16 protein-coding genes are annotated in these 20,546 nt (G+C 72.3%); 12 read left to right on the top strand and 4 right to left on the bottom strand.

The annotated features are described in order from the left end of the window. Window positions 1-257 precede the first annotated feature (257 nt). The 8 genes from FHX39_RS18700 to FHX39_RS22340 all read left to right on the top strand — a co-directional run bounded on the left by FHX39_RS18700 (window position 258) and on the right by FHX39_RS22340 (window position 11,289). Window positions 258-2,795, top strand: coding sequence for a LamG-like jellyroll fold domain-containing protein (locus FHX39_RS18700; RefSeq protein ID WP_183342059.1), 2,538 nt, complete (start codon window positions 258-260; stop codon window positions 2,793-2,795). Between the two features lie 155 nt (window positions 2,796-2,950). Next, the gene (locus FHX39_RS18695; protein WP_183342057.1) at window positions 2,951-4,006 is read left to right on the top strand and encodes a LacI family DNA-binding transcriptional regulator; all 1,056 of its coding nucleotides are present in this window, start codon (window positions 2,951-2,953) and stop codon (window positions 4,004-4,006) included. Between the two features lie 36 nt (window positions 4,007-4,042). Next, window positions 4,043-5,347 carry an ABC transporter substrate-binding protein gene (locus tag FHX39_RS18690; RefSeq protein ID WP_183342055.1) on the top strand — a complete coding sequence of 435 codons (1,305 nt, stop codon included), beginning with the start codon at window positions 4,043-4,045 and terminating at the stop codon, window positions 5,345-5,347. A 4-nt stretch (window positions 5,348-5,351) separates the two neighbouring features. After that, a complete protein-coding gene (locus FHX39_RS18685) occupies window positions 5,352-6,299 on the top strand; it encodes a carbohydrate ABC transporter permease (protein WP_183342053.1) in 948 nt (315 codons plus the stop codon). Continuing rightward, window positions 6,296-7,141, top strand: a complete 846-nt coding sequence (locus FHX39_RS18680; RefSeq protein ID WP_183342050.1) for a carbohydrate ABC transporter permease — start codon at window positions 6,296-6,298, stop codon at window positions 7,139-7,141. Before FHX39_RS18685 ends, FHX39_RS18680 begins: the two co-directional genes overlap by 4 nt. A gap of 5 nt (window positions 7,142-7,146) precedes the next feature. Then, window positions 7,147-8,223 carry a glycoside hydrolase family 130 protein gene (locus FHX39_RS18675; RefSeq protein ID WP_332836976.1) on the top strand — a complete coding sequence of 359 codons (1,077 nt, stop codon included), beginning with the start codon at window positions 7,147-7,149 and terminating at the stop codon, window positions 8,221-8,223. After that, the gene (locus tag FHX39_RS18670) at window positions 8,220-10,280 is read left to right on the top strand and encodes a hypothetical protein (RefSeq protein WP_183342046.1); all 2,061 of its coding nucleotides are present in this window, start codon (window positions 8,220-8,222) and stop codon (window positions 10,278-10,280) included. The genes FHX39_RS18675 and FHX39_RS18670 overlap by 4 nt, the downstream gene beginning before the upstream one ends. Window positions 10,281-10,398: 118 nt before the next feature. Beyond that, window positions 10,399-11,289 carry an endonuclease domain-containing protein gene (locus FHX39_RS22340; protein ID WP_183342044.1) on the top strand — a complete coding sequence of 297 codons (891 nt, stop codon included), beginning with the start codon at window positions 10,399-10,401 and terminating at the stop codon, window positions 11,287-11,289. A gap of 59 nt (window positions 11,290-11,348) precedes the next feature. Here the strand turns inward: FHX39_RS22340 and FHX39_RS21505 are convergent, their stop codons facing one another. Continuing rightward, window positions 11,349-12,350: an ABC transporter substrate-binding protein gene (locus FHX39_RS21505; protein WP_183342042.1), complete on the bottom strand. Its 1,002-nt coding sequence runs from the start codon at window positions 12,348-12,350 to the stop codon at window positions 11,349-11,351. Window positions 12,351-12,415: 65 nt separating this feature from the next. Here FHX39_RS21505 and FHX39_RS18655 point away from each other — a divergent pair, with 65 nt between their 5' ends. The 3 genes from FHX39_RS18655 to FHX39_RS18645 are packed head-to-tail and all read left to right on the top strand — an operon-like array spanning window position 12,416 to window position 15,365. Then, window positions 12,416-13,468 (top strand): FecCD family ABC transporter permease, encoded by a 1,053-nt coding sequence (locus FHX39_RS18655; protein ID WP_183342040.1) that lies wholly within the window; start codon window positions 12,416-12,418, stop codon window positions 13,466-13,468. Then, entirely contained in the window at window positions 13,465-14,532 is a 1,068-nt protein-coding gene (locus FHX39_RS18650; protein ID WP_183342038.1) for a FecCD family ABC transporter permease, read from the top strand. Before FHX39_RS18655 ends, FHX39_RS18650 begins: the two co-directional genes overlap by 4 nt. Next, entirely contained in the window at window positions 14,529-15,365 is an 837-nt protein-coding gene (locus tag FHX39_RS18645) for an ABC transporter ATP-binding protein (RefSeq protein WP_183342036.1), read from the top strand. Before FHX39_RS18650 ends, FHX39_RS18645 begins: the two co-directional genes overlap by 4 nt. Here FHX39_RS18645 and FHX39_RS18640 read toward each other — a convergent pair. Both FHX39_RS18640 and FHX39_RS18635 read right to left on the bottom strand, forming a co-directional pair. Then, on the bottom strand, window positions 15,362-16,420 hold the full coding sequence (locus FHX39_RS18640; protein WP_183342034.1) for a glycerophosphodiester phosphodiesterase family protein: 1,059 nt from the start codon (window positions 16,418-16,420) through the stop codon (window positions 15,362-15,364). The genes FHX39_RS18645 and FHX39_RS18640 overlap by 4 nt on opposite strands. A 207-nt stretch (window positions 16,421-16,627) precedes the next feature. Continuing rightward, window positions 16,628-17,455, bottom strand: a complete 828-nt coding sequence (locus FHX39_RS18635) for an SDR family oxidoreductase (RefSeq protein ID WP_183342032.1) — start codon at window positions 17,453-17,455, stop codon at window positions 16,628-16,630. A gap of 105 nt (window positions 17,456-17,560) precedes the next feature. Between FHX39_RS18635 and FHX39_RS22335 the strand changes: the two genes are divergently transcribed. After that, window positions 17,561-19,810 (top strand): putative bifunctional diguanylate cyclase/phosphodiesterase, encoded by a 2,250-nt coding sequence (locus tag FHX39_RS22335; RefSeq protein ID WP_183342030.1) that lies wholly within the window; start codon window positions 17,561-17,563, stop codon window positions 19,808-19,810. 151 nt (window positions 19,811-19,961) lie between these two features. On the opposite strand, the gene FHX39_RS18625 is transcribed toward FHX39_RS22335, so the two are convergent. Continuing rightward, window positions 19,962-20,546, bottom strand: a 585-nt coding sequence (locus FHX39_RS18625; protein ID WP_183342028.1) for an EAL domain-containing protein, incomplete at its 5' end; no start/stop codon positions are given.

Below are 20,546 nucleotides of genomic sequence, written 5' to 3'. Positions count from 1 at the left end.
ACCGCCCACCGCTAGATCCATCGGGCGTAGCACATACCACGACTCAAGAACTGCAACAGCAAGACCAAGTGTGGCACAGGCGCAAACCCACGTCTAATGCAGCCGCCCGCGGTTCGAGACCCTGGTCTGACGACAGGGGCGAGGGGACCGGGCACAGACCTGTCAGTGCAGTGTTGGACGATGCATCTCAGCCTCGCTCGTCACGGATCCGACCCCCGGACCGAGAGCCTGGCTCACCGACAAGGAAGTTGGTCCAGATGGGTTCCCCCCGCCGGCGCCGCACGCTCGGAGCGCTGCTCGCCGCCAGCACGGCGGTCGCGATGATCGCGCCCGCCGTCCCGGCCTCGGCCGCCGCCTCGAACACGTGGAGCGACAAGTCCGCCCCGCTCGCCACGCCCTGGACCTCCCAGGTCTCCCCCACCAACGCGCTGCCGGACTACCCGCGCCCGCAGCTGGCCCGGCCGAGCGTGGCCAAGCCGGAGTGGCAGAGCCTGAACGGGCTGTGGGAGTACCAGCCCTCCGACGGCTACACCAAGCCGACCTTCGGCCAGAAGCTGTCGGGCCAGATCCTCGTGCCCTACCCGGCCGAGTCCGCGCTCTCGGGCGTCATGGAGCACTCGGACTTCATGCTCTACCGCCGTACGGTCACGGTGCCGTCCTCGTTCCGGACGGGCGACCAGCGCGTACGGCTCAACTTCGGCGCCGTGAACTACGCCGCCACCGTGTGGGTCAACGGCACCCGGCTCGTCGAGCACACGGGCGCGTACGAGGCGTTCGGCGTCGACATCACCGACGCGCTGCGCAAGAGCGGCAAGCAGGAGATCGTCGTCGGCGTCGCCTCACCGGTCGACAGCGAGGACATCCCGGTCGGCAAGCAGCGCCTCGACCCGGACGGCATCTTCTACACCGCCGCTTCGGGCATCTGGCAGTCCGTGTGGCTGGAGCCGGTCGCGCGGACGAGCCTCGACGCGTTCACCGCGACCCCGAACACCGACCTCAAGTCCTTCACCGTCTCGGCAGCCGTGAACGGCCCGACGAAGAACGCCAAGATCAGCGTCAAGGCGTACGCGGGCAAGAAGAGGGTCGGCAGCGTCAGCGGCAAGGCCAGCAGCCAGCTCAAGCTGAAGATCAAGAAGCCGCGCCTGTGGTCGCCGGAGGACCCCTTCCTCTACACGTTCAAGGTCACGCTCAAGCGCGGCAAGAGCACCGACAAGGTGGAGAGCTACGCGGGCCTGCGCACCATCGGGCTCGAGCTCGTCAACGGCAAGCAGCGGATCGTGCTGAACGGGAAGCCGACGTTCCTGCTCGCCACGCTCGACCAGGGCTACTGGCCGGACGGCATCTACACCGCGCCGACCGACGAGGCGCTCAAGTTCGACATCCAGAAGACGAAGGACCTCGGCTTCAACACCATCCGCAAGCACATCAAGGTCGAGCCGGCCCGCTGGTACTACTGGGCCGACAAGCTCGGGATGCTGGTCTGGCAGGACCAGCCGGCTCTGCCGACCGGACGCAACGACCGCCTCAGCAGCTCCGACAAGGCCAACCTCCGCAGCGAGACCTCGCGGATGGTCGACCAGCTCAAGGGCGTGACGTCGATCATCGGCTGGGTGCCCTTCAACGAGGGCTGGGGCCAGTGGAGCGTCGAGGCGGCGGCCGACCTGGGCGACCAGGTCAAGAAGCAGGACCCGACCCGGCTCGTCGACTCGCGCAGCGGGTCGAACTGCTGCGACACCCCGGGTGACCCGGGCAACGGCGACGTCATCGACTACCACCAGTACCAGGGGCCGGCGCTGCCGGCGCCCGACGCGAAGCGGGCCTCGATCGACGGCGAGCACGGCGGACTCACCCTCTCCGTGCCCGGCCACCTGTGGCCGTCGGCCTCGATCAACCCGTACGGGGCGGTCAAGGACGCGGCGGAGCTGAACGACAAGTACGTCGCGAACAACGACGACCTGCGTGACCTCGGCGCGAAGAACGGGCTCTCGGGTGGCGTCTACACGCAGATCACGGACGTGGAGGGCGAGCAGAACGGCTTCTTCACGTACGACCGCCAGGTTCTGAAGGTCGACGAGGCGCGGATCCGGGCGAGCAACCTGTCGGTGATCGACGCCGGCAGCGAGCCCGCTCCCGCACCGCCGGCCGGTGCGCCAGGCCTCGGCGGGGTCGGGCACTGGACGCTCGACGAGGGCCAGGGCACGACCGCGGCCGACACCGCGGGCGCCAACCCGCTGACCCTGCGCAACGGTGCGACCTGGGTCGAGGGACCGACGGCCGACGCGAAGACCGCGCTGCACCTGACGGGCGAGCAGTTCGCCGACACCGCGAAGACCGTGGTCCCGACCCGGGGCACGAACTTCTCGGTCTCGGCCTGGGTCCGGCTCGACAGTGCGGACGGCGCGTTCCAGACGGTGGTGAGCGAGGACGGCGACACCAACAGCGCCTTCTTCCTGCAGTACTCGGGCGCCGACCAGCGGTGGGCCTTCAGCTTCGTCGGGGCACGGGCGCTGGCCACCGACCTCGGCAAGCCGAAGACCGGCCAGTGGTACCACCTCGTCGGCGTGCGCGACACGACGGCGTCGACGCTGACGATCTACGTCGACGGCAAGGCCGCGGGCACGACCAGCGTGCTGGCGACGCCCGACGTGGCCACCGGCGTGCTGGCCGTGGGCCGCGGGAAGTTCGGCGGCAACCCCGTCGACTACCTCAACGGGTCGGTCGACGACGTCAAGGTCTTCGACCGGGCGCTGTCGGCCTCCGAGGTCGCCGACCTCGAGGGGGCCGGCGCGCAGTAGGCGCAGGGCGCGGTACGAGGGGTCTTCGGCTGAGCCGGGGACCCCTCCTGCGTTGTCGGACCCTTGACGGCCCGAGACGACGGGCGTACGGTCCGCTAAACCGGTTCAAACGCGAGCCGGCCACTGCAGCACCCGACCAACGAAGGTCACCGTCGATGAGCCCGCGAGCACCGCGCGAGGCGCCCGGAGCGCCGACGATCGTGGACGTCGCGCGCGCGGCGGGGGTGTCCAAGGGGCTGGTGTCCCTCGCGGTGAACAACCGGCCCGGCGTGGCCGAGGCCACCCGGCTGCGGGTGCTCGAGGTTGCCGACCAGCTGGGCTGGCGGCCGAACCTGCAGGCCCGGACCCTCTCGACGCAGACCACGTACGCGCTCGGGCTGGTCCTCCGGCGCGACCTGCGGATCGTCGCGGCCGACCCCTTCTACCCCGCCTTCATGGCCGGCATCGAGACCGTGCTGACCGAGCAGGGCCGGGTCCTGGTGCTCAGCGTCGTGGGCGACGAGGCGGCCGAGGAACGCGCCTACCGCACCCTGGCCGCCGACCGGCGCGTCGACGGGGTGTTCCTGAACGACCTCCGCCACGACGACCGCCGCGTCCCCCTGCTGGTCGAGCTGCGGATCCCCGCCGTGCTCCTCGGCCGACCCGACGGTGACGCGCCCTTCCCGTGCGTCGTCCTCGACGACGCCGCGGGCGTGACCGCGGCCGTGCACCACCTGGTCGACCTCGGTCACCGCGAGATCGCCCACGTCGGCGGCGACCCCGCGCTGCTGCACGCCCGGCACCGCCGTCGCGCCTTCGAGGAGGCGGTCGCCGAGCGCGGGCTGGTGCCCACCGCCGTCGTCGACACCGACTTCTCGATGACCCAGGGCGCCGCCGCCACCGCCGCGCTGCTGGCGGGCCGCACCCGTCCGACGGCGATCGTCTACGCGAACGACCCGATGGCGATCAGCGGCCTCGGCGTGCTGCAGGAGGCGGGGGTGGACGTGCCCGGCGAGGTGTCGGTCGTCGGCTTCGACGGCACCGAGACCGCCCGCCACACCCACCCGCCGCTGACCACGATCCGCTCCGATCCGCAGGAGTGGGGTGCCGCCGCCGCCCGCACGCTGCTCACCCTCACCGCGTCCGGCAGCGCACCCGACGTCGAGCTGGCGCCCGCCGAGCTCGTCGTCGCCCGTTCCACCGGCCCCGCCCCGCCGGCCCGCAGCACCTGAGCCACCACCAGTCCCGTCCCCACCCAAGGAGCACCCGTGCAACGACGCATCACCCGCATCCTCGCCGCCACCGCCGTCCTCGGCCTCTCGCTCACCGCCGCCTGCGGTGGCGGAGGCAGCGGCAGCTCGGGCGCGCAGGACGCCGCGAAGAGCGCCCGCGGACCGATCACGGTCTGGTACTCGAACAACGAGCAGGAGGTCGCCTGGGGCAAGTCGATGGTGAGCGCCTGGAACGCGGCCCACCCCGACCAGGTCGTCACCGGGCAGGAGATCCCCGCGGGCAAGAGCAGCGAGGAGGTCATCGGGGCCGCGATCACCGCCGGCACGGCACCCTGCCTCGTCTTCAACACCGCGCCCTCGGCGGTCGGGCAGTTCCAGCGCCAGGGCGGGCTCGTCGACCTGTCGACCTTCCCCGACGGGGCCGCGTACGTCACCGAGCGCAGCGGCGACCTGGCGAAGCAGTACCAGTCGGCCGAGGGCGGCTACTACCAGATGCCCTGGAAGTCGAACCCCGTGATGATCTTCTACAACAAGGACCTGTTCAAGAAGGCCGGGCTCGACGCGGACAACCCGCAGCTGGCGACGTACGACCAGTTCCTCGAGGCCGCGCGCAAGATCAAGTCCTCCGGGGCGGCGAAGTACGCGATCAACCCGGCGCCGACGAGCGAGTTCTACCAGACCCAGTTCGACTTCATGCCGCTCTACTCCGCGGAGTCCGGCGGCAAGTCGATCGTCACCGACGGCAAGGCCACGTTCAACGACCCGGCCGGCCTGGCGGTGGCGAACTTCTGGAAGACGATCTACGGCGAGGGACTCGCCGGCAAGGAGACGATCCAGGGCGACGCGTTCGCGTCGAAGACCGCCGCCATGGCCATCGTCGGCCCGTGGGCGATCGCGGTCTACAAGGGCAAGGTCAACTGGGGCGCGGTGCCGGTGCCGACGTCGACGGGCATGCCGATCGGCGACATCCACACCTTCAGCGACGCCAAGAACGTCGGGCTCTTCACCGCGTGCCAGAACCAGGGCACGGCGTGGGACGTCCTCAAGTTCGCGACGAGCGCCGAGCAGGACTCCGCGCTGCTGACGCAGACCGGCCAGATGCCGCTGCGCAAGGACCTCTCGACCACGTACGCCGACTACTTCACCAAGAACCCTTCGTACAAGGAGTTCGGCGACCTCGCCGCGCGCACGGTCGAGGTGCCCAGCGGACCGAAGACGGTCGAGATCCTGCAGACGCTGCGCGACGCCTACACCCGGTCGGTCATCAGCGGCCAGGGCGACGTGACCACGTCGCTCAACGAGGCGGCCGCGAAGGTCGACTCGCTGGCCGGGAGCCGCTGACCCCGTGACCACCTCGACCACGGTCCCCGTCGCCGCGGTCACCCCGTCGCCCCGCGAGCCTGGCTCGCGGGGCGCGCGGAGGCCGCTCACCAACCTGCTGGGCTACGTCTTCAGCGCGCCCTACCTCGTCTTCATCGCCGTCGTCTTCGCCTACCCGCTGGGCTTCGCGGTCTACATGTCGTTCCACGACTACTTCTTCACGGCGCCGGGGGTGAGCGTGGAGCGCCCGTTCGTCGGGCTCGCCAACTACACCGACGCGCTCACGGACCCGGCCGTGCGGCAGTCGTTCGTGAACGTGGCAGTGTTCCTGGTGATCAACGTCCCGCTCACCGTCGCGCTGTCGCTCGTGCTCGCGACGCTGCTCGACCGGGTCGTGCACGCGAAGGCGTTCCTGCGCGTCTCCTTCTACCTGCCCTACCTGACCTCGAGCGTCGCCGTGGTCGGCGTCTGGCTGTTCCTGTTCAACGGCGGGGGCATCGTCAACCGGGTGCTCGGCCCGCTCGCGCCCGACCCGACGTGGCTGATCAACGAGCACCTGGCGATGCCGTCGATCGCGCTCTTCGTCACGTGGAAGCAGCTCGGCTTCTACATCCTGCTCTACCTCGCCGCCCTGCAGAACGTGGCGCGCGACCTCTACGAGGCGGCGGCGACGGACGGGGCGAGCCGGTGGCAGAGCTTCGTCAACGTGACCATCCCGTCGCTCCGCCCCGCCACCGTGCTGGTGCTCATCCTGTCGATCATCACCGGCGCGAACCTCTTCACCGAGCCCTACCTGCTCACCGGCGGCGGCGGTCCGAACGGGGCCTCCCGCTCGCCGGTGCTCGTGATGTACCAGCAGGGCATCGAGCAGGGCCAGCCCGGCTACGCGGCCGCCATCGGCGTGCTGCTCGTGATCGGCACGCTCGTCCTGTCCTACCTGTCCAACCGCTTCGCCGGAGGAGACAACACATGAGTCGACCGCGTACGCGAGGGCCTGCGGTCCTGCGCGCCGTCGTGCTGGGGATCGGGGCGCTGGCGTTCCTCTTCCCCTTCTACTACATGATCATCGGCTCGCTCCAGCGCGAGCCGGACCAGACCGTGGCGGGCGCGTTCCCGCACCCGGGCAACCTCACCTTTGCCAACTACGTGACCATCGACTCGCGCATCGACCTGCTGCGCTCGGTGATCAACTCCGGGATCTTCACCGCCGGCGTGATCATCGGGACGGTGGTCTTCGGGACCCTGGCCGGCTACGCGCTGGCCGTGCTGCAGTGGCGGGGCCGCGGCGCGGTCTTCGCGCTGGCGCTGCTGGTGCAGGTCGTGCCGTTCCAGCTGCTGATCATCCCGCTCTACGTGCTGATCGCCCGCAGCTACGGGCTGGCCGACAACTACCTCGGCATGATCCTGCCCTTCGCGATCAGCTCGACGGCGGTGATCATCTTCCGGCAGTACTTCCTGCAGCTGCCGCAGGCGATGTTCGAGGCCGCCCGCATCGACGGCGCGAGCGAGCTCCAGCTCCTGACCAAGATCGCGCTGCCGCTCGTCCGCCCCGCGCTCGTCACGGTCGTGCTGGTGACGTTCATCGGGCCGTGGAACGAGTTCCTCTGGCCGTTCCTCATCACCAAGCGCGCGGACCTGCAGCCGCTCGCGGTGTCGCTGGCCAACTACCTGACCAACGTGGCCAACTCGACCGCCAACCCGTTCGGCGCCCTGCTCGCCGGCGCCGTCGTCCTGGTGGTCCCGGTGGTCGTGCTGTTCGTGGTCTTCCAACGGCAGTTCGTCAGCAGCGACCTGAGCAGCGGGGTGAAGGGATGAGCGCCGTGACCAGCTCCGAGAGCACTTTCCCGTACGCGCTGGAGCGCGTCGGCACCGTGATGACACCGGATCCGTCGGACCCGCTGGAGTCGGAGGGGGTGCTCAACCCGGCCTCTGCGCGGGGGGCCGACGGCGAGCTCTACCTCCTGCCGCGCGTCGTCGCCGTCGGGAACGTCTCCCGCGTCGGCCTCGCCCGCGTCGTCGTCACCGACGGCGTCCCGACCGGGGTCGAGCGGCTCGGCGTCGTGCTGGAGCCCGAGACGACCTGGGAGACCGCCGAGGGCAACGCCGGCGTCGAGGACCCGCGGGTCACGTGGATCGAGGCGCTCGGGCTGCACGTGATGACGTACGTCGCCTTCGGCCCCCTCGGGCCGCGCACCGCGATCGCCGTCTCGACCGACCTGCGGACGTGGGAGCGGCTCGGGCCGGTCGTGTACCGGTGGAAGCCGGAGGCGGAGACCGACCTCAACCTGTTCCACAACAAGGACACGGTCTTCTTCGCCGACCCGGTCACGGCCCCGGACGGCGTCCTGAGCCTGGCCGTCCTGCACCGGCCGATGGGCATGCTGCGCCCGTTCCGGGGGGACGACCCCGCGCGGGAGACCCCGCCCGGGCCGGAGGAGGTGCGGCAGAGCATCTGGATCAGCTTCGTGCCGCTGGCCGAGGTGCTGGCCGACCGTTCCGCGCTGACCGTGTGGCGCGGGCACCGCTGGGTCGCCGGCCCCGAGCGGCCGTGGGAGGAGATCAAGATCGGCGGCGGCCCGCCCCCGCTGCGGGTGCCGGAGGGCTGGCTCGTCCTGCACCACGGGGTCACCGGAGAGATCGACGAGCAACGCGCCCAGCAGCAGCACGTCCGCTACGTGGCGGGCGGAATCCTGCTGAATGCCGAACGCCCGTGGGAGGTCCTCACCCGCTCGCTCGAGCCGCTCCTGGAGCCGTCGACCGACGCCGAGCGCGTGGGCATCGTGCCCAACGTCGTCTTCCCCACCGCCATCGAGGAGATCGACGGCACCCACTTCGTCTTCTACGGCATGGCCGACTCCGCCATCGGCGTCGCCCGACTCATCCGGAGGAACCCGTGAACCACCCGTCGAGCAGCGTCGCTCGTCCCGCTCCCCGCACCCGGACGGCGCGGCCGGCGGTCAGCCTGCTGCTGGCCCTCGTGCTCGCGCTCGCCGCGCTGGCCGGGGGTGCCGCCGCGCGTCCGGCCCCGGCGGCCGCCGCGACGACCACCGTCACCAACCTCGCGCACCTCGACTTCCTGCTCGACGACGTGAGACCGAAGGCGGTCACCGGCCACACGACGTACCGGCTCGCGGAGGAGCCGGAGCTGAAGGTTCCGTGGACGTACGCCGACCGCAAGGACGACGGCACCTACTCCCGCGTCGGCGGCGGCGACCTCGACCCGAAGACCGGCGACTACTCCCAAGGCGCGTTCAACACCGACGACATCGCGCGCGCGGCCGTCGTCTACCTGCGGCACTGGCGCCAGACCGGCAGCGCCGACAGCCGGACGAAGGCGTACGACCTGCTCCGTGCGGTCGCCTACCTGCAGACGACGAGCGGGCCGTCGTACGGCCGGTCGGTGCTGTGGATGCAGGCCGACGGGACGCTCAACCCGAGCGCGGAGCCGGCCGAGCTGCCCGACCCGTCGGACTCGGCCGACAGCTACTGGCAGGCGCGGAGCCTGTGGGCGTACGGCGAGGGGTACGCGGCGTTCAAGGGCGAGGACCCGGCGTTCGCCCGGTTCCTGCGCGACCGGATCCGGCTGTCGGTACGAGCGCTGAACCACGACGTGCTCGCGCGCTACGGGGACTACGAGAAGGCCGACGGCGTGAAGGTCCCGTCGTGGCTGGTCGTGGACGGTGCCGACGCGAGCGCCGAGGCGGTGCTCGGGCTGAGCGCGTACGTCGGCGCGGCGAAGGGCGACGACCTCGCCCGCGACGCGCTGCGGAAGCTCGCGCGGGGCATCGCGGCGATGGCGACCGACCCGGACGACTGGCCGTACGGGGCGGTGCTGCCGTGGGCGCAGTCGCGTTCCGACTGGCACGCGTGGAGCTCGCAGCAGTCGGCGGCGCTCGCGCGGAGCTCGAAGGTGCTCGGCAAGCCATCGCTACTGGAGCCGGCCGTCACCGAGGCGATGCGCTTCGACCCCACGCTGCTGACCAGCAGCGGGGCGGACAACGGCTGGCTTCCGGCGCCGGTCGAGACGGTGCAGATCGCGTACGGCGTCGACTCGCGGGTGCAGTCGCTGCTGGCCGTCGCCGACGCCGGCGGCACGAAGGCCGCGAACGAGCTGGCGGGGCTGGAGGCGGCGTGGTTCTTCGGCGCGAACCGTTCCGGGAAGGCGATGTACGACCCGGCGACGGGGGTGACGTTCGACGGGCTGGAGGCCGACGGGCGGATCAACCCCAACAGCGGCGCGGAGAGCACGATCCACGGGCTGCTCACGATGCTCGCGCTGGACGCGCACCCGGCCGTCCGGGCGCGAGCGACGGCGCTGACCTCGGTGGTCAGCCGCGACGGGCTGCGGGTGGTCGAGGCAGAGGCGGCGACGAGCACCACGGGTTCCGTGGTGACGCCGGAGTCGGCGTGGACCGGGGAGTCGTCGTGGAGCGGCGGGAAGTACCTCGCGCTCGACGCCGGCGAGACCGCGACGCTCGACCTCGGCGACGGGAACGTTCCGGTGAGCGTGGCGCCGGTGACCTGGCAGGAGGAGGACGGCACCGCCCGGAGCCGGTGGACGCAGGGCGACGGTCGGCTCGGCACGCTGAAGCACCGGGTCGGTGACCAGGGCATCACCGCCGCCTCCGGCGCCCTGCTCCCCCAGGGCCTCGACCGGACCGTCGTCCCCGGCGACGGGCCCGTCACGGTCGTCGCCCAGCGCGACACGGTCGAGCTCGACGCGGTGCTGGTCCGGCCGCTGCTCTCGAGCGCGGTCCTGAAGGGCGCGAGTGCGACCACCACCCTGCTGCAGTCGGCCTCCGCGGAGCGGCAGTCGACGCAGGTCGTGCCCACGGGTGCCTCGGCCATGGTCCGCGTGTACGACGGGCGCGGCCGCCTGACGAAGTCGCGGACCATCACGGCTGCGACCTCCATCCGGCTCCCGGCGCACGGGATCGTGGTGGTCGCGGAGTGAGCTGACGGGCCTCTCCTTGCGGGCCGCGTCCTGAGCTGACGACACGATCAGCTTCTGGACGCGGTCCGCAGAGGTCCGGACACCACGTCGGACAACACCGGTCTGACCAGATGTCGTGGTGCGAAAGCTTCAGGACGAGGTGCGCGAGATCGTCGGCCGAGACGGCCTGATCTCTCGTCGAGACCACCCCGAGCTCAGAGGAGCGACTGAACGGCTGCTGCGGACCGGAGAGCTGGTGCCGGTCCTCCCGGGGATCTGCTCCACGCCCGTCGGGGCGCTCGACCGGGGTGTGCGGGTCCACGCCGCCGCACGCCGAGACCCCGACGCGGTCTTCGTCGACCGCACCGCGGCGCAGCTGAGCTACTGGCCCAAGCTGGCGGGCGACGAGGTGTCGTGTGCCGTGTCGACCGCGCGCACACCGGCGGTCGGCTTCCGTTTCGTCCGTCGGCGGGTGCCGGCGGAGCTGGTGCAGGAGCACGGCGGGCTACGGACGACGGTCCCCGCGCTGACGGCGCTCGACCTGTGCGGCGAGGTCGAGGGCGACGGCATCGACCGTGCTCTGCTCACCCGGACCGCGACCCTGGCGGGGCTGCACCGCGCGCTCAACCTGACGGGAGGGCGGCGCGGGAACAGGGACCGCCGGGCGCTGCTCCTCGACTCCCGCGACGAGCCCTGGTCGGCCGCCGAACGGCTCTGCCACCGCCTGCTCCACGACGCGCGCATCGCGTGGTGGAAGGCCAACCTCGCAGTGGTGATCGAGGGACACCTCTACTACCTCGACGTCGCCTTCCCGGGACTGAAGCTCGCCGTGGAGATCGACGGGCGGCTGCACGAGACCGACGAGGACCTCTTCGAGAGCGACCGCTGGCGCCAGAACGCGCTCGTCCTGGACGGCTGGATGGTCCTGCGCTTCACCTGGGCGATGCTTCGGGACCACCCCGAGGTGGTGGTGCGCGACATCAAGACCGCGATCGCCATCCGCCGCCGCCGGTTTCCTGGCCGTCGTTGAGCCAGATGCGCCCGCGAAGGCGCATCTCGGGCAACGAGCGTCAGAAAACCGGCGGGCGGTCAGGAGCTGATGGAGGCGAAGGCCTTCGTGTAGCCCTCGAGGACGGCGATGTTGGAGAGGTACGAGTAGGGGGCGGCGGGCTTCCACGGGAAGACGCGGCCTGCCTTGACCGCGGGCAGCGACTTCCAGACGGCGGAGTCCTGGTAGCCCGTGAACGTGTTCCGCGCGTCGAGCAGGATGATGTCGCCGCTGTAGTCGGGCAGGTTCTCGTAGCTGATCGTGGCGAAGTAGTCCTCGGGCTTGCTCTTCGCCTCGACGAACTTCGCGCCCAGCTTGGCGAGATGGGCCAGGTCCGGGCTCTGGGTCGCGAGGCCGACGTAGGCGTTGTCCTGGTCGAAGCTCAGCGGCGCGACGGTCGCGCCGCCCGCGGCCGTGATCGCCTCCTGCAGCGTCGTGGACGCGGCGTCGAAGCCGCTCTTGGCCGAGGCGGAGACCGACGGGTCGGCGCCGAGCTTCACGGCGAGGTCGGTGAAGGAACCGATCAGCCCGAGGAGGTCGAGACCGAGCGTGTGCACCCCGAGGGTCGGGCAGAGGGCGGCGACCTGGGCCTCCACCTTGGCGTCGACGTACCAGAGGGTCTTGTCGTCGAAGGACAGGTCGACGAGCAGCTGCGGCGCGACGGCCGCGAGCTTCTCGACGCTGAACTCCCCGTACGTCGAGCCGATCACCGCGACCTGGCTGAGGTCGAGGTTGCCGGCCTGGTAGTCCAGCTTGCCGTCGGCGCCGGGCTTGAGCTCGCCGTACGCGCCCTTGACCTTGATGCCGGCGTCCCAGAGCGCGGCGGCCGCGGAGCTCTGCGCCACCACGTTCGTGGGGACGGGCGTGATGTCGATGACCTTGCCGCGGGCGTCGGTGTAGCTGAACCCGGCGGCGGCAGCGGCCCCGGAGCTCGACGAGCCCGCACCCCCGGCGCTGGGGCTGCTGCCGCAGGCGGCGAGGAAAGGCGTTGCGGCCAGGCCGGCCAGCAGGCTGCGGCGGGTCAGGCGGCTCGGGTTGTTCACGGGTCGTCTCCTTGCGGTGGTCAGGCCTTGCGGTGGTCAGGTTCGATTAGGTTAGGCTTACCTCCATGGTCCTGACGACGACGCCCACGGCGGCTCGTCGTGCTCCCGAACCGACGACTCGGCGTGCCCGCCTGGCGCCGGTTCTGCTGGTCGCCGGCGCGGCCGTGCTGCTGATCAGCCTCGCGAGCCTGGCGATCGGGGCGCGCAGCGTGCCCACGGCGACCGTCCTTGACGCGCTCCTGCACTACGACCCGACGAGCACCGACCAGCTCGTCGTGGTCACCTCGCGCCTGCCCCGGACCGTCCTCGGCCTGCTCGTCGGCGCCGCGCTCGGGCTGGCGGGCTGCGCGATGCAGGGCGTGACCCGCAACCCGCTCGCCGACCCCGGGATCCTCGGCGTGAACGGCGGCGCCGCCCTCGCGATCGTGCTGGGGATCAGCATCTTCGGCGTGACGAACGCCGCCGGCTACGTCTGGTTCGCCTTCGGCGGCGCGGCGGTCGCCTCGGTCCTCGTCTACACGGTCGCGGCGCTCGGCCGCGAGGGCGCCACCCCGGTCAAGCTGGCCCTCGCCGGGGCCGCCCTCACCGCGTTCTTCGGCGCGATCACGACCGCCCTGCTGCTGAACGACCAGCAGGCCTTCGACCAGTTCCGCTTCTGGCAGGTCGGCAGCCTGAACGGCCGCGACCTCGGGATCATCACCGAGGTCCTGCCCTTCCTCGTCGTCGGCGGGCTGCTCGCCCTCGGACTGGGCCGCGGCCTCAACACCCTCGCCCTCGGCGACGACGTAGCCCGCGGCCTGGGCGCCCGGGTCGGGCTCATCCGGATCGGCACCGCCGTCGCCGTCGTCCTGCTCTGCGGCTCGGCCACCGCCGCCGCCGGGCCGGTCGGCTTCGTCGGGCTCACCATCCCCCACGTCGCCCGCGCCCTCGTCGGGACCGACTACCGCCGGATCCTGCCGACCTCGATGCTGCTCGGCCCGGTCCTGCTGCTCGCCGCGGACGTCATCGGCCGGGTGATCGCCCGGCCCGCCGAGGTCCAGGTCGCGATCGTCACCGCGCTGATCGGTGCACCCGTCTTCGTCGTCCTGGTCCGTCGCCACCGACTGGCCGGCCTGTGACCGCGTACGCGCCGGCGAGCCTCGCCGCCCGCTCCCGGGTCGGCATCCGTTCCGTCCGCCAGGTCCGCCGGCACGCCCGCACCCGCACGACCACCGCCTGCCTGGGCCTGGTCGTCGCGCTCGTCGTGGCGGTCGGCGCGGCGCTGACGCTGGGCGACTACCCCCTGCCGCTGGACCAGCTCGTGGCCACCCTGGTGGGCCAGGGGACGACCGCGTCGAACTTCATCGTGCTCGGCCTCCGGCTCCCGCGCGTGCTCACCGGCCTGCTCGTCGGCGTCTGCTTCGGACTGTCGGGGACCACGTTCCAGAACCTGCTGCGCAACCCGCTGGCCAGCCCCGACATCATCGGGATCAGCTACGGCGCCAGCGCGGGCGGCGTGCTCGCCATCCTGCTGCTCGGCTGGTCCGGGATGGCGGTCTCGGGCTCCGCCCTGGTCGGTGCGCTCCTCTCGGCCGGCCTCATCTACGCGCTCGCCTGGCGGGGCGGGCTCTCGGGCTACCGCTTCGTGCTCGTCGGGGTCGGCGTCTCCGCCCTGATGCTCGCCGTCGTCGACTACCTGGTGACGCGCGCGAACATCTACGAGGCGCAGGCCGCCCTGGTCTGGCTGACCGGCAGCCTGAACGGCTCGTCGAACGCCCAGCTGCACCCGCTCGCGCTGGCCTGCCTCGTCCTCGTGCCGCTGACCCTCCTCACCGGCCGCACCCTCCTCGTCCTGCAGCTCGGCGACGACGTCGCCGCCTCGGTCGGGCTGCGCGTCGAGGCGGCCCGGCTGGCAGCGATCGCACTCGCCGTGATGCTGGCGGCGGTCGCCACCGCGGCGGCGGGCCCGGTCGGCTTCGTCGCCTTCGTCGCGGGGCCGGTCGCCAAGCGCCTGACCCGCGGCAGCGGCCCGTCGCTCGTGCCGGCCGCGCTGGTCGGCGCCCTCGTGGTCGTCGGCTCCGACGTCATCGGGCAGCACCTGCTGCCGGTCGAGCTCCCGGTCGGGGTCGTGACGGCCGCGGTCGGGGCGCCGTACCTGCTGTTCCTGCTGGTCCGGTCCAATCGTGCGGGGGTGGGTGGATGAACGAGCCACAGGGCGGGGCGGCGACGCACCGGCTCGAGACGCAGGGCCTGGTCCTGTCGTACGGGGACGCACCCGTGGTCGACGACCTCAGCGTCGCGATCCCGGACGGCCGGATCACCGTGATCGTCGGGGCCAACGGGTGCGGCAAGTCGACCCTGCTGCGCGGCATGGCGCGCCTCGTCACGCCCGTCCGCGGCGCGGTGCTGCTGGACGGCAAGAGCGTCCACCACACCCCGAGCAAGGAGGTCGCGCGGGTGCTCGGCCTGCTGCCGCAGGCGCCCGTGGCCCCCGAGGGCATCACCGTGACCGACCTGGTCGGGCGCGGGCGCTACCCGCACCAGGGCTGGTTCCGGCACTGGGGCACGGCCGACGACGAGGCCGTCGCGCACGCCCTCGCGGGGACGGGCACGACCGAGCTGGCGGACCGGCGGATCGAGGACATGAGCGGTGGCCAGCGCCAGCGCGTGTGGATCGCCATGGCCCTCGCCCAGGAGACCGACCTGCTGCTGCTCGACGAGCCGACGACCTACCTCGACCTCGCGCACCAGATCGACGTGCTGGACCTGCTCACCGACCTCAACCGGCAGCGCGGGACGACGATCGTCGTGGTCATGCACGACCTCAACCTGGCCTGCCGCTACGCCGACCACATGATCGCCATGGCCGGCGGCGCGGTGGCCGCGCAGGGTGCGCCGTCCGCGGTCGTCACCACCGAGCTCGTGCAGCAGGTGTTCGGCCTGGAGTCGCTCGTCGTGGCCGACCCGGTCTCCCGGACGCCGACCGTCGTCCCCATCGGGCGGCACCACTGCGCCGACCCCGTGCCTGCCCGCTAGGCGGCAACCGCGCCCAGGAACGCGGGCTCCGCGACCGGGACGAACCGGGCGAGGTCGGGGTGGTCGGTGATCACCGAGTCGAGCCCGGCGGCGAGGAACGTCGCGATCTCGCCCGCGAGGTCGCCCGCGGCGGCCGGGTCGTCGCCGCGGCGGAACTCGCGCGGCAGGAAGCGGTTCTCGCTGCGGAACGTCCACCCGAACGCCTCGAGCCCCACATCGTGCGCGGCGGTGGTCACCCCGGTCGGGCGCAGCAACCGGCCCATCGCGTCACGCGGGATGACCAGGTCCTTGTCGAGCCCCACGACGTCGGCGTAGCGGCTGATCTCGGCGAGCCCCGCGGGCGACCAGAGGTCGGCGAACGAACGGTGGTCGCCGGCGACGACGAGGTCGTACGGGGCACCGCCTGCCTCGAGCAGCTGGCCGAGCCGGACGCCCGACACCTGGGCGATCCGGCGCAGGATCGTCGTCTCGAAGCTCTGCACGATGACCGGGTCGCCCTCGTCCTCGAGGTCGGCGTCCTCGAGCGCGTCGAGCAGCGGCGGCAGGAGGTCGAGGCCGATCCCGGCGAAGTACGTGGCGTGCTTCAGCTCGGCCAGGACCCCGACCGGTCCCCCGTCGGGCCGGCGCGAGCGGGCGGCGAGGTCGAGCACCTCCTCGAACGACACCACCGAGAACACGCCGTCGAAGGCCGAGCTGTGCGGGCGCAGGTGCGGGAGCCGCTCGACGGCGCCGAGGCTGGTCAGCTCGGCGAGGGTGAAGTCCTCGGTGAACCAGCCGCTGCACACCTCGCCGTCGACGACGCGGGTCGTCCGCCGGTCCGCGAACTCGCGGCGCCCGGCGACGTCGGTGGTCGTGCCGATCTCGTTCTCGTGCCGCACGACGAGCTGCCCGTCGGCCGTCATCACGAGGTCGGGCTCCAGGTAGTCGGCACCCTGGGCGATCGCGAGCTCGTAGGCCGCGAGCGTGTGCTCGGGCAGGTAGCCGCAGGCGCCGCGGTGGGCGACCACCAGTCGGTCGTGTTGGTTCGTCGCGGCCTCGGGGGCGGGACTGAGCATGCGTCCATGGCGCCACCCCGACGCGTCGGGGCGGTGGCGCCCCCCGCACACGTCGCCGACCAGCCGGTGAACAGTACGTGTCGTGCCTCGCCATGATCATGACTCGTAATCGACGCACGCGACAAGATCAAGACGCAAGATCAGCACGGCTCGACAAGATCAGGACAGGCTCCATCGACGAGCTCGGGACAGCGCCCTTCGACAGGCTCAGGAAAACGCCTGCTCCAGGGTCCGCGGGGCGTGGCCGGTCAGGCGTTCGACGTCGGGGCTCACCGCGGCGAGCTGGCCGGAGCCGATGGCGAGGTAGGTGCTGACCCAGGCGTCGAGCTGCCAGGGCTCGGTGGACCAGCGCCGGCGCGAGGCGTACGCCTCCTCGACCGTCTCCTCGACGTAGGAGAAGGGACGGCCAAGCGCCGTCGTCATCCGGTCGCAGGCCTGCCGCACGGAGAACGCCTCCGGCCCGGTCAGCGTGCAGACCTCGCCGACGTGCCGGGCGGGGTCCTGCAGGACCGCGACGGCCGCGTCGGCCACGTCCGCGCGGGCGACCGCAGCGACGACCCCGTCGCCCGCCGGTCCCCGGACGACGCCCTCCTCGTCGGCGAAGAGGGGGAAGAAGTCGGAGTAGAAGTTGTCGCGGAGCAACGTCCAGGACATCCCGCTGGCCCGGATGGCCTGCTCGGCGTCGTGGTGGTCCCGACCGAGGGTGAAGATCGCGTCGGGCGCCGCGCCGGCGAAGCTGGTGTAGACGATCTGACCGACGCCGGCCTCGGCCGCGGCCTCGATGAACGTCCGGTGCTCGTCGCGGCGCACCGGGGACTCGGCCGCCGAGACCATGAACAGGACGTCGACGCCCTCGAGCGCGCGCAGCGCCGCCGCACGGTCCCCGTACGAGGCCTCGACGACCTCGGGGTCGCCGTCGATCCGTGGGGCCCGGGCGGCGTCACGCACGACCAGCCGCCCGACCGCCGGTCCGAGCCGTCGGGCGACCTGCCCGCCCACTCGTCCGGTGGACCCGGTCACCGCCAGCACCGTCATGCTTCCTCCTCGTCGCGTCGGGCGGCCAACCTACGACGACGGCCTCACGGACCTGAGAAGGTCGCTACCCTCAGGGCTGCTCGGGGATCACGATCAGGAGGTCTCGTGCGCCCTGGTGCGCGTCAGAAGCGGCCCACGTGGCTCTGGTTCCCGATCGCGTCGCTGCTGGCGATCGCCGGCTATCACGTGCTCCCGGCCGGTCTGCCTCGCGACGTGGTCTACGTGGCCGTGGGTCTCGCCGCCGTCGTCGCGATCGAGGTCGGCCTGCGGGTGAACGCGCCGGCCCGCCGGCGGCCTTGGCGCCTGCTCGGCCTCGGCACGCTGCTCTGGGTGAGCGGCGACGCCGTGGGGGTCTGGCACTCCGACATCGCCGGCCTCGACACGACGCCGCCGCTCGCGGACCCCGCGTACCTGCTCGGGTACGCCGTCGTCGCGGCCGGGCTGGTGCTGCTGATCCGGGCCCGCGGCCCGCGACGGGATTCGGCCGCCTTCCTCGACAGCGCCATCGGCACCATCGCGCTCGGCCTGCTGGGCTGGGTGCTGCTCTCCCGGCCGATGATGGACGGCTACCGCGACGCGCCGCTCGTGGCGAGCTACGCGGCGGCGTACCCGCTCGTCGACATCCTGCTCGTCGGCCTGCTCGTCCGGCTGCTCACCACCCCGGGCGGCCGGAGCCGGTCGTTCCGGCTGCTGGTCGCGGCGATGGGGCTGATGGCGGTGGCCGACAGCCTCCAGACGGTCCTGCGCCTGCAGGCCTGGGGCGGGACGAACGCGCTCGACGTGGTCTGGCTGCTCGCGTACGCCGCGATCGGGACGGCCGCCCTCGACCCGTCGATGGTGTCGTTGACCGCCCCGGCCCGGCCCGAGCCCGCCCGCTTCACCCGGACCCGGCTCGTGGCCCTCGCGGTCGCCGCGCTCACCCCGCCGCTGGTCCTCGGGGCCGAGGCGGCGTTCGGGCTGCCGCTCGACGTGTGGGCGGTCGTCGTCGGTTCGGTGGCCGTCTTCAGCCTGGTCATCGCGCGGATGAAGCTGTCACTGGACCTGATCCAGACCGCGAACGCCGAGCGTGAGGTCGCCCGGCTCGCGCTCGCCCACCAGGCCGCGCACGACAGCCTGACCGACCTGCCGAACCGGGCGCAGGTCATGTTCCTGATGCGGGGCGCGCTCAGCCGGGCCCAGCGCAGCGGCGCGGTCGTCGGCCTGCTGTTCGTCGACCTCGACGGCTTCAAGCAGGTGAACGACACCCTCGGCCACGCCGCCGGCGACGAGGTGCTCGTCGCCGCGAGCCGGCGCATGCAGACGTGCGTGCGGGACGGCGACGTCGTCGCGCGGTTCGGCGGGGACGAGTTCGTCGTCCTGCTCGAGCCGGTCGACGAGGAGTCGTCGGCCGTCGCCGTCGCGGAACGTCTCGTGGCCGCGCTCGCCGAGCCCGTGCTGCTGCGCAGCGGGCGCGAGGTGAGCATCGGCGCGAGCGTCGGCGTCGCCATCGCCCAGGACGGCTCCGTCGACCCCGAGCGGGTGCTGATGGAGGCGGACGTCGCCGTCTACCGGGCCAAGGTGGGCGGTCGGGGCCGGACCGAGGTGTTCGACGCGTCGCTGCGCGAGGACCTGGACCGGCGCCACCGGCTCCAGGCCGGGCTGGTCCTGGCCATCGAGGCCGGCGACCTCGAGCTGCGCCACGAGCCCGTCGTCGACCTACGGACGCGGCAGCTGGCCGGCTACGAGGCGAAGGTGAGCTGGCCCCGGCCGGGCGAGGACGAGCTGGGCCGGGCAGCGATCCTCCCGGTCGCGGAACGGACCGAGCTCGTCTGCGACCTCGACACCTGGGCGCTGCGCGAGGCCGTACGCCAGGCCGCGAGCATCCCGCCCGCCTCGAGCCCCGCGCTGCTCGCGGTCCCGCTGTCCGGGCGCCACCTCCGCCGGGGCCGGGTCCTCGACGACGTCGCGGGCGCCCTCGCAGCGAGCCGGCTCAAGGCGTCCCGGCTGGTGCTGGTCGTGCCCGCGGCCGACCTCGCCGACGACGTCGCCGTGATCGACCACCTCACCGAGCTGCGGGCGAGCGGCGTAAGGGTCTGCGTCGAGGGCTTCGGCACGCACGAGGGCCCGACCGACCGCTGGTCACGCCTGCCCGTCGACCTCGTCCGGATCGACCCCGAGGCCCTGTCCGGCGGCCCGCTGCGCACCTCGCTGCTCCGCCTGACCGTCGAGACGGCCCACACCTTCGGCTGGGAGGTCGTCGCGACGGGGGTCGTCGACGCCGACCAGGTGGCCGCCCTGGCCGCCGCCGGCTGCGAGTACGCGCAGGGCCCGATGCCCCGCCGTACGGTGCTGGCCCTGACGGCCCAGGCTGTCTGAATTCAGCGCACCCCCTCGGCCAGACGCCCACTCATTTGCCGGAAAGTGGTCAGTCCGTGGGCTTTCCAGCGCCGAAATGCGGCCCGGAACGACCACTTCCCGGGGAAGGTGAGGGGCAGGGCCCGGGCCGGCAGCGAGGCCGGGACGGGACTCAGAGGAAGCGGGCGACCGCGGCTGGGGGGACGGGGCGGGACCAGAGGTAGCCCTGGCCGAAGTGGCAGCCGAGGTTGCGGGCGCGCTCGTACTGCGAGGGCGTCTCGATGCCCTCGATCGTCACGCTGAGGCCGAGCTCGGCGGCGGCGGAGACGAGCGCGGCGATCACGACCTCGCCGGTCTTGGTGCCGAGCTGGTCGGCGTACGAGCGGTCGATCTTGATGCCGTCGACGGTGAAGCGGCCGAGGTCGGACAGCGCCGACCAGCCGGAGCCAAAGTCGTCGAACCAGACGTGGAACCCCAGGTCCCGCATCGCGTCCACGACGAGGCGCCCGGAGCCGGCGTCGTCGGGTGCGGCGGTCTCGGTGAGCTCGAGGATGACCGTGGTCGGGTCCACGCCAGCCGTGGCCGCCGCGTCCTGCAGCTGGTCGAGCCAGCCCGCATGACCCAGGTGGCGCGTCGACAGGTTGGCGGTGACCCAGAAGCCGGGCCGCGTCTGCTGCCACTCGGCGAGGTCGGCGAAGGCGCGCCGCAGCACCGCGAGGTCGACGTCGAGGATGAGGTCGGACTGCTCGGCCACGGG

The sequence above is a fragment of the Microlunatus antarcticus genome, assembly GCF_014193425.1.
In the GTDB taxonomy this organism is placed as follows: Bacteria; Actinomycetota; Actinomycetes; order Propionibacteriales; family Propionibacteriaceae; genus Microlunatus; species Microlunatus antarcticus.
This window is presented reverse-complemented; position numbering and strand designations above follow the sequence as displayed.

What these genes read in the sequence shown, in the direction of transcription:
- FHX39_RS18700 (WP_183342059.1), top strand. Translation starts at nt 258, where the DNA reads ATGGGTTCCCCCCGCCGGCGCCGCACGCTCGGAGCGCTGCTCGCCGCC.
- FHX39_RS18695 (WP_183342057.1), top strand. Translation starts at nt 2,951, where the DNA reads ATGAGCCCGCGAGCACCGCGCGAGGCGCCCGGAGCGCCGACGATCGTG.
- FHX39_RS18680 (WP_183342050.1), top strand. Translation starts at nt 6,296, where the DNA reads ATGAGTCGACCGCGTACGCGAGGGCCTGCGGTCCTGCGCGCCGTCGTG.
- FHX39_RS18655 (WP_183342040.1), top strand. Translation starts at nt 12,416, where the DNA reads ATGGTCCTGACGACGACGCCCACGGCGGCTCGTCGTGCTCCCGAACCG.
- FHX39_RS18645 (WP_183342036.1), top strand. Translation starts at nt 14,529, where the DNA reads ATGAACGAGCCACAGGGCGGGGCGGCGACGCACCGGCTCGAGACGCAG.
- FHX39_RS18640 (WP_183342034.1), bottom strand. Translation starts at nt 16,420, where the DNA reads ATGCTCAGTCCCGCCCCCGAGGCCGCGACGAACCAACACGACCGACTG.
- FHX39_RS18635 (WP_183342032.1), bottom strand. Translation starts at nt 17,455, where the DNA reads ATGACGGTGCTGGCGGTGACCGGGTCCACCGGACGAGTGGGCGGGCAG.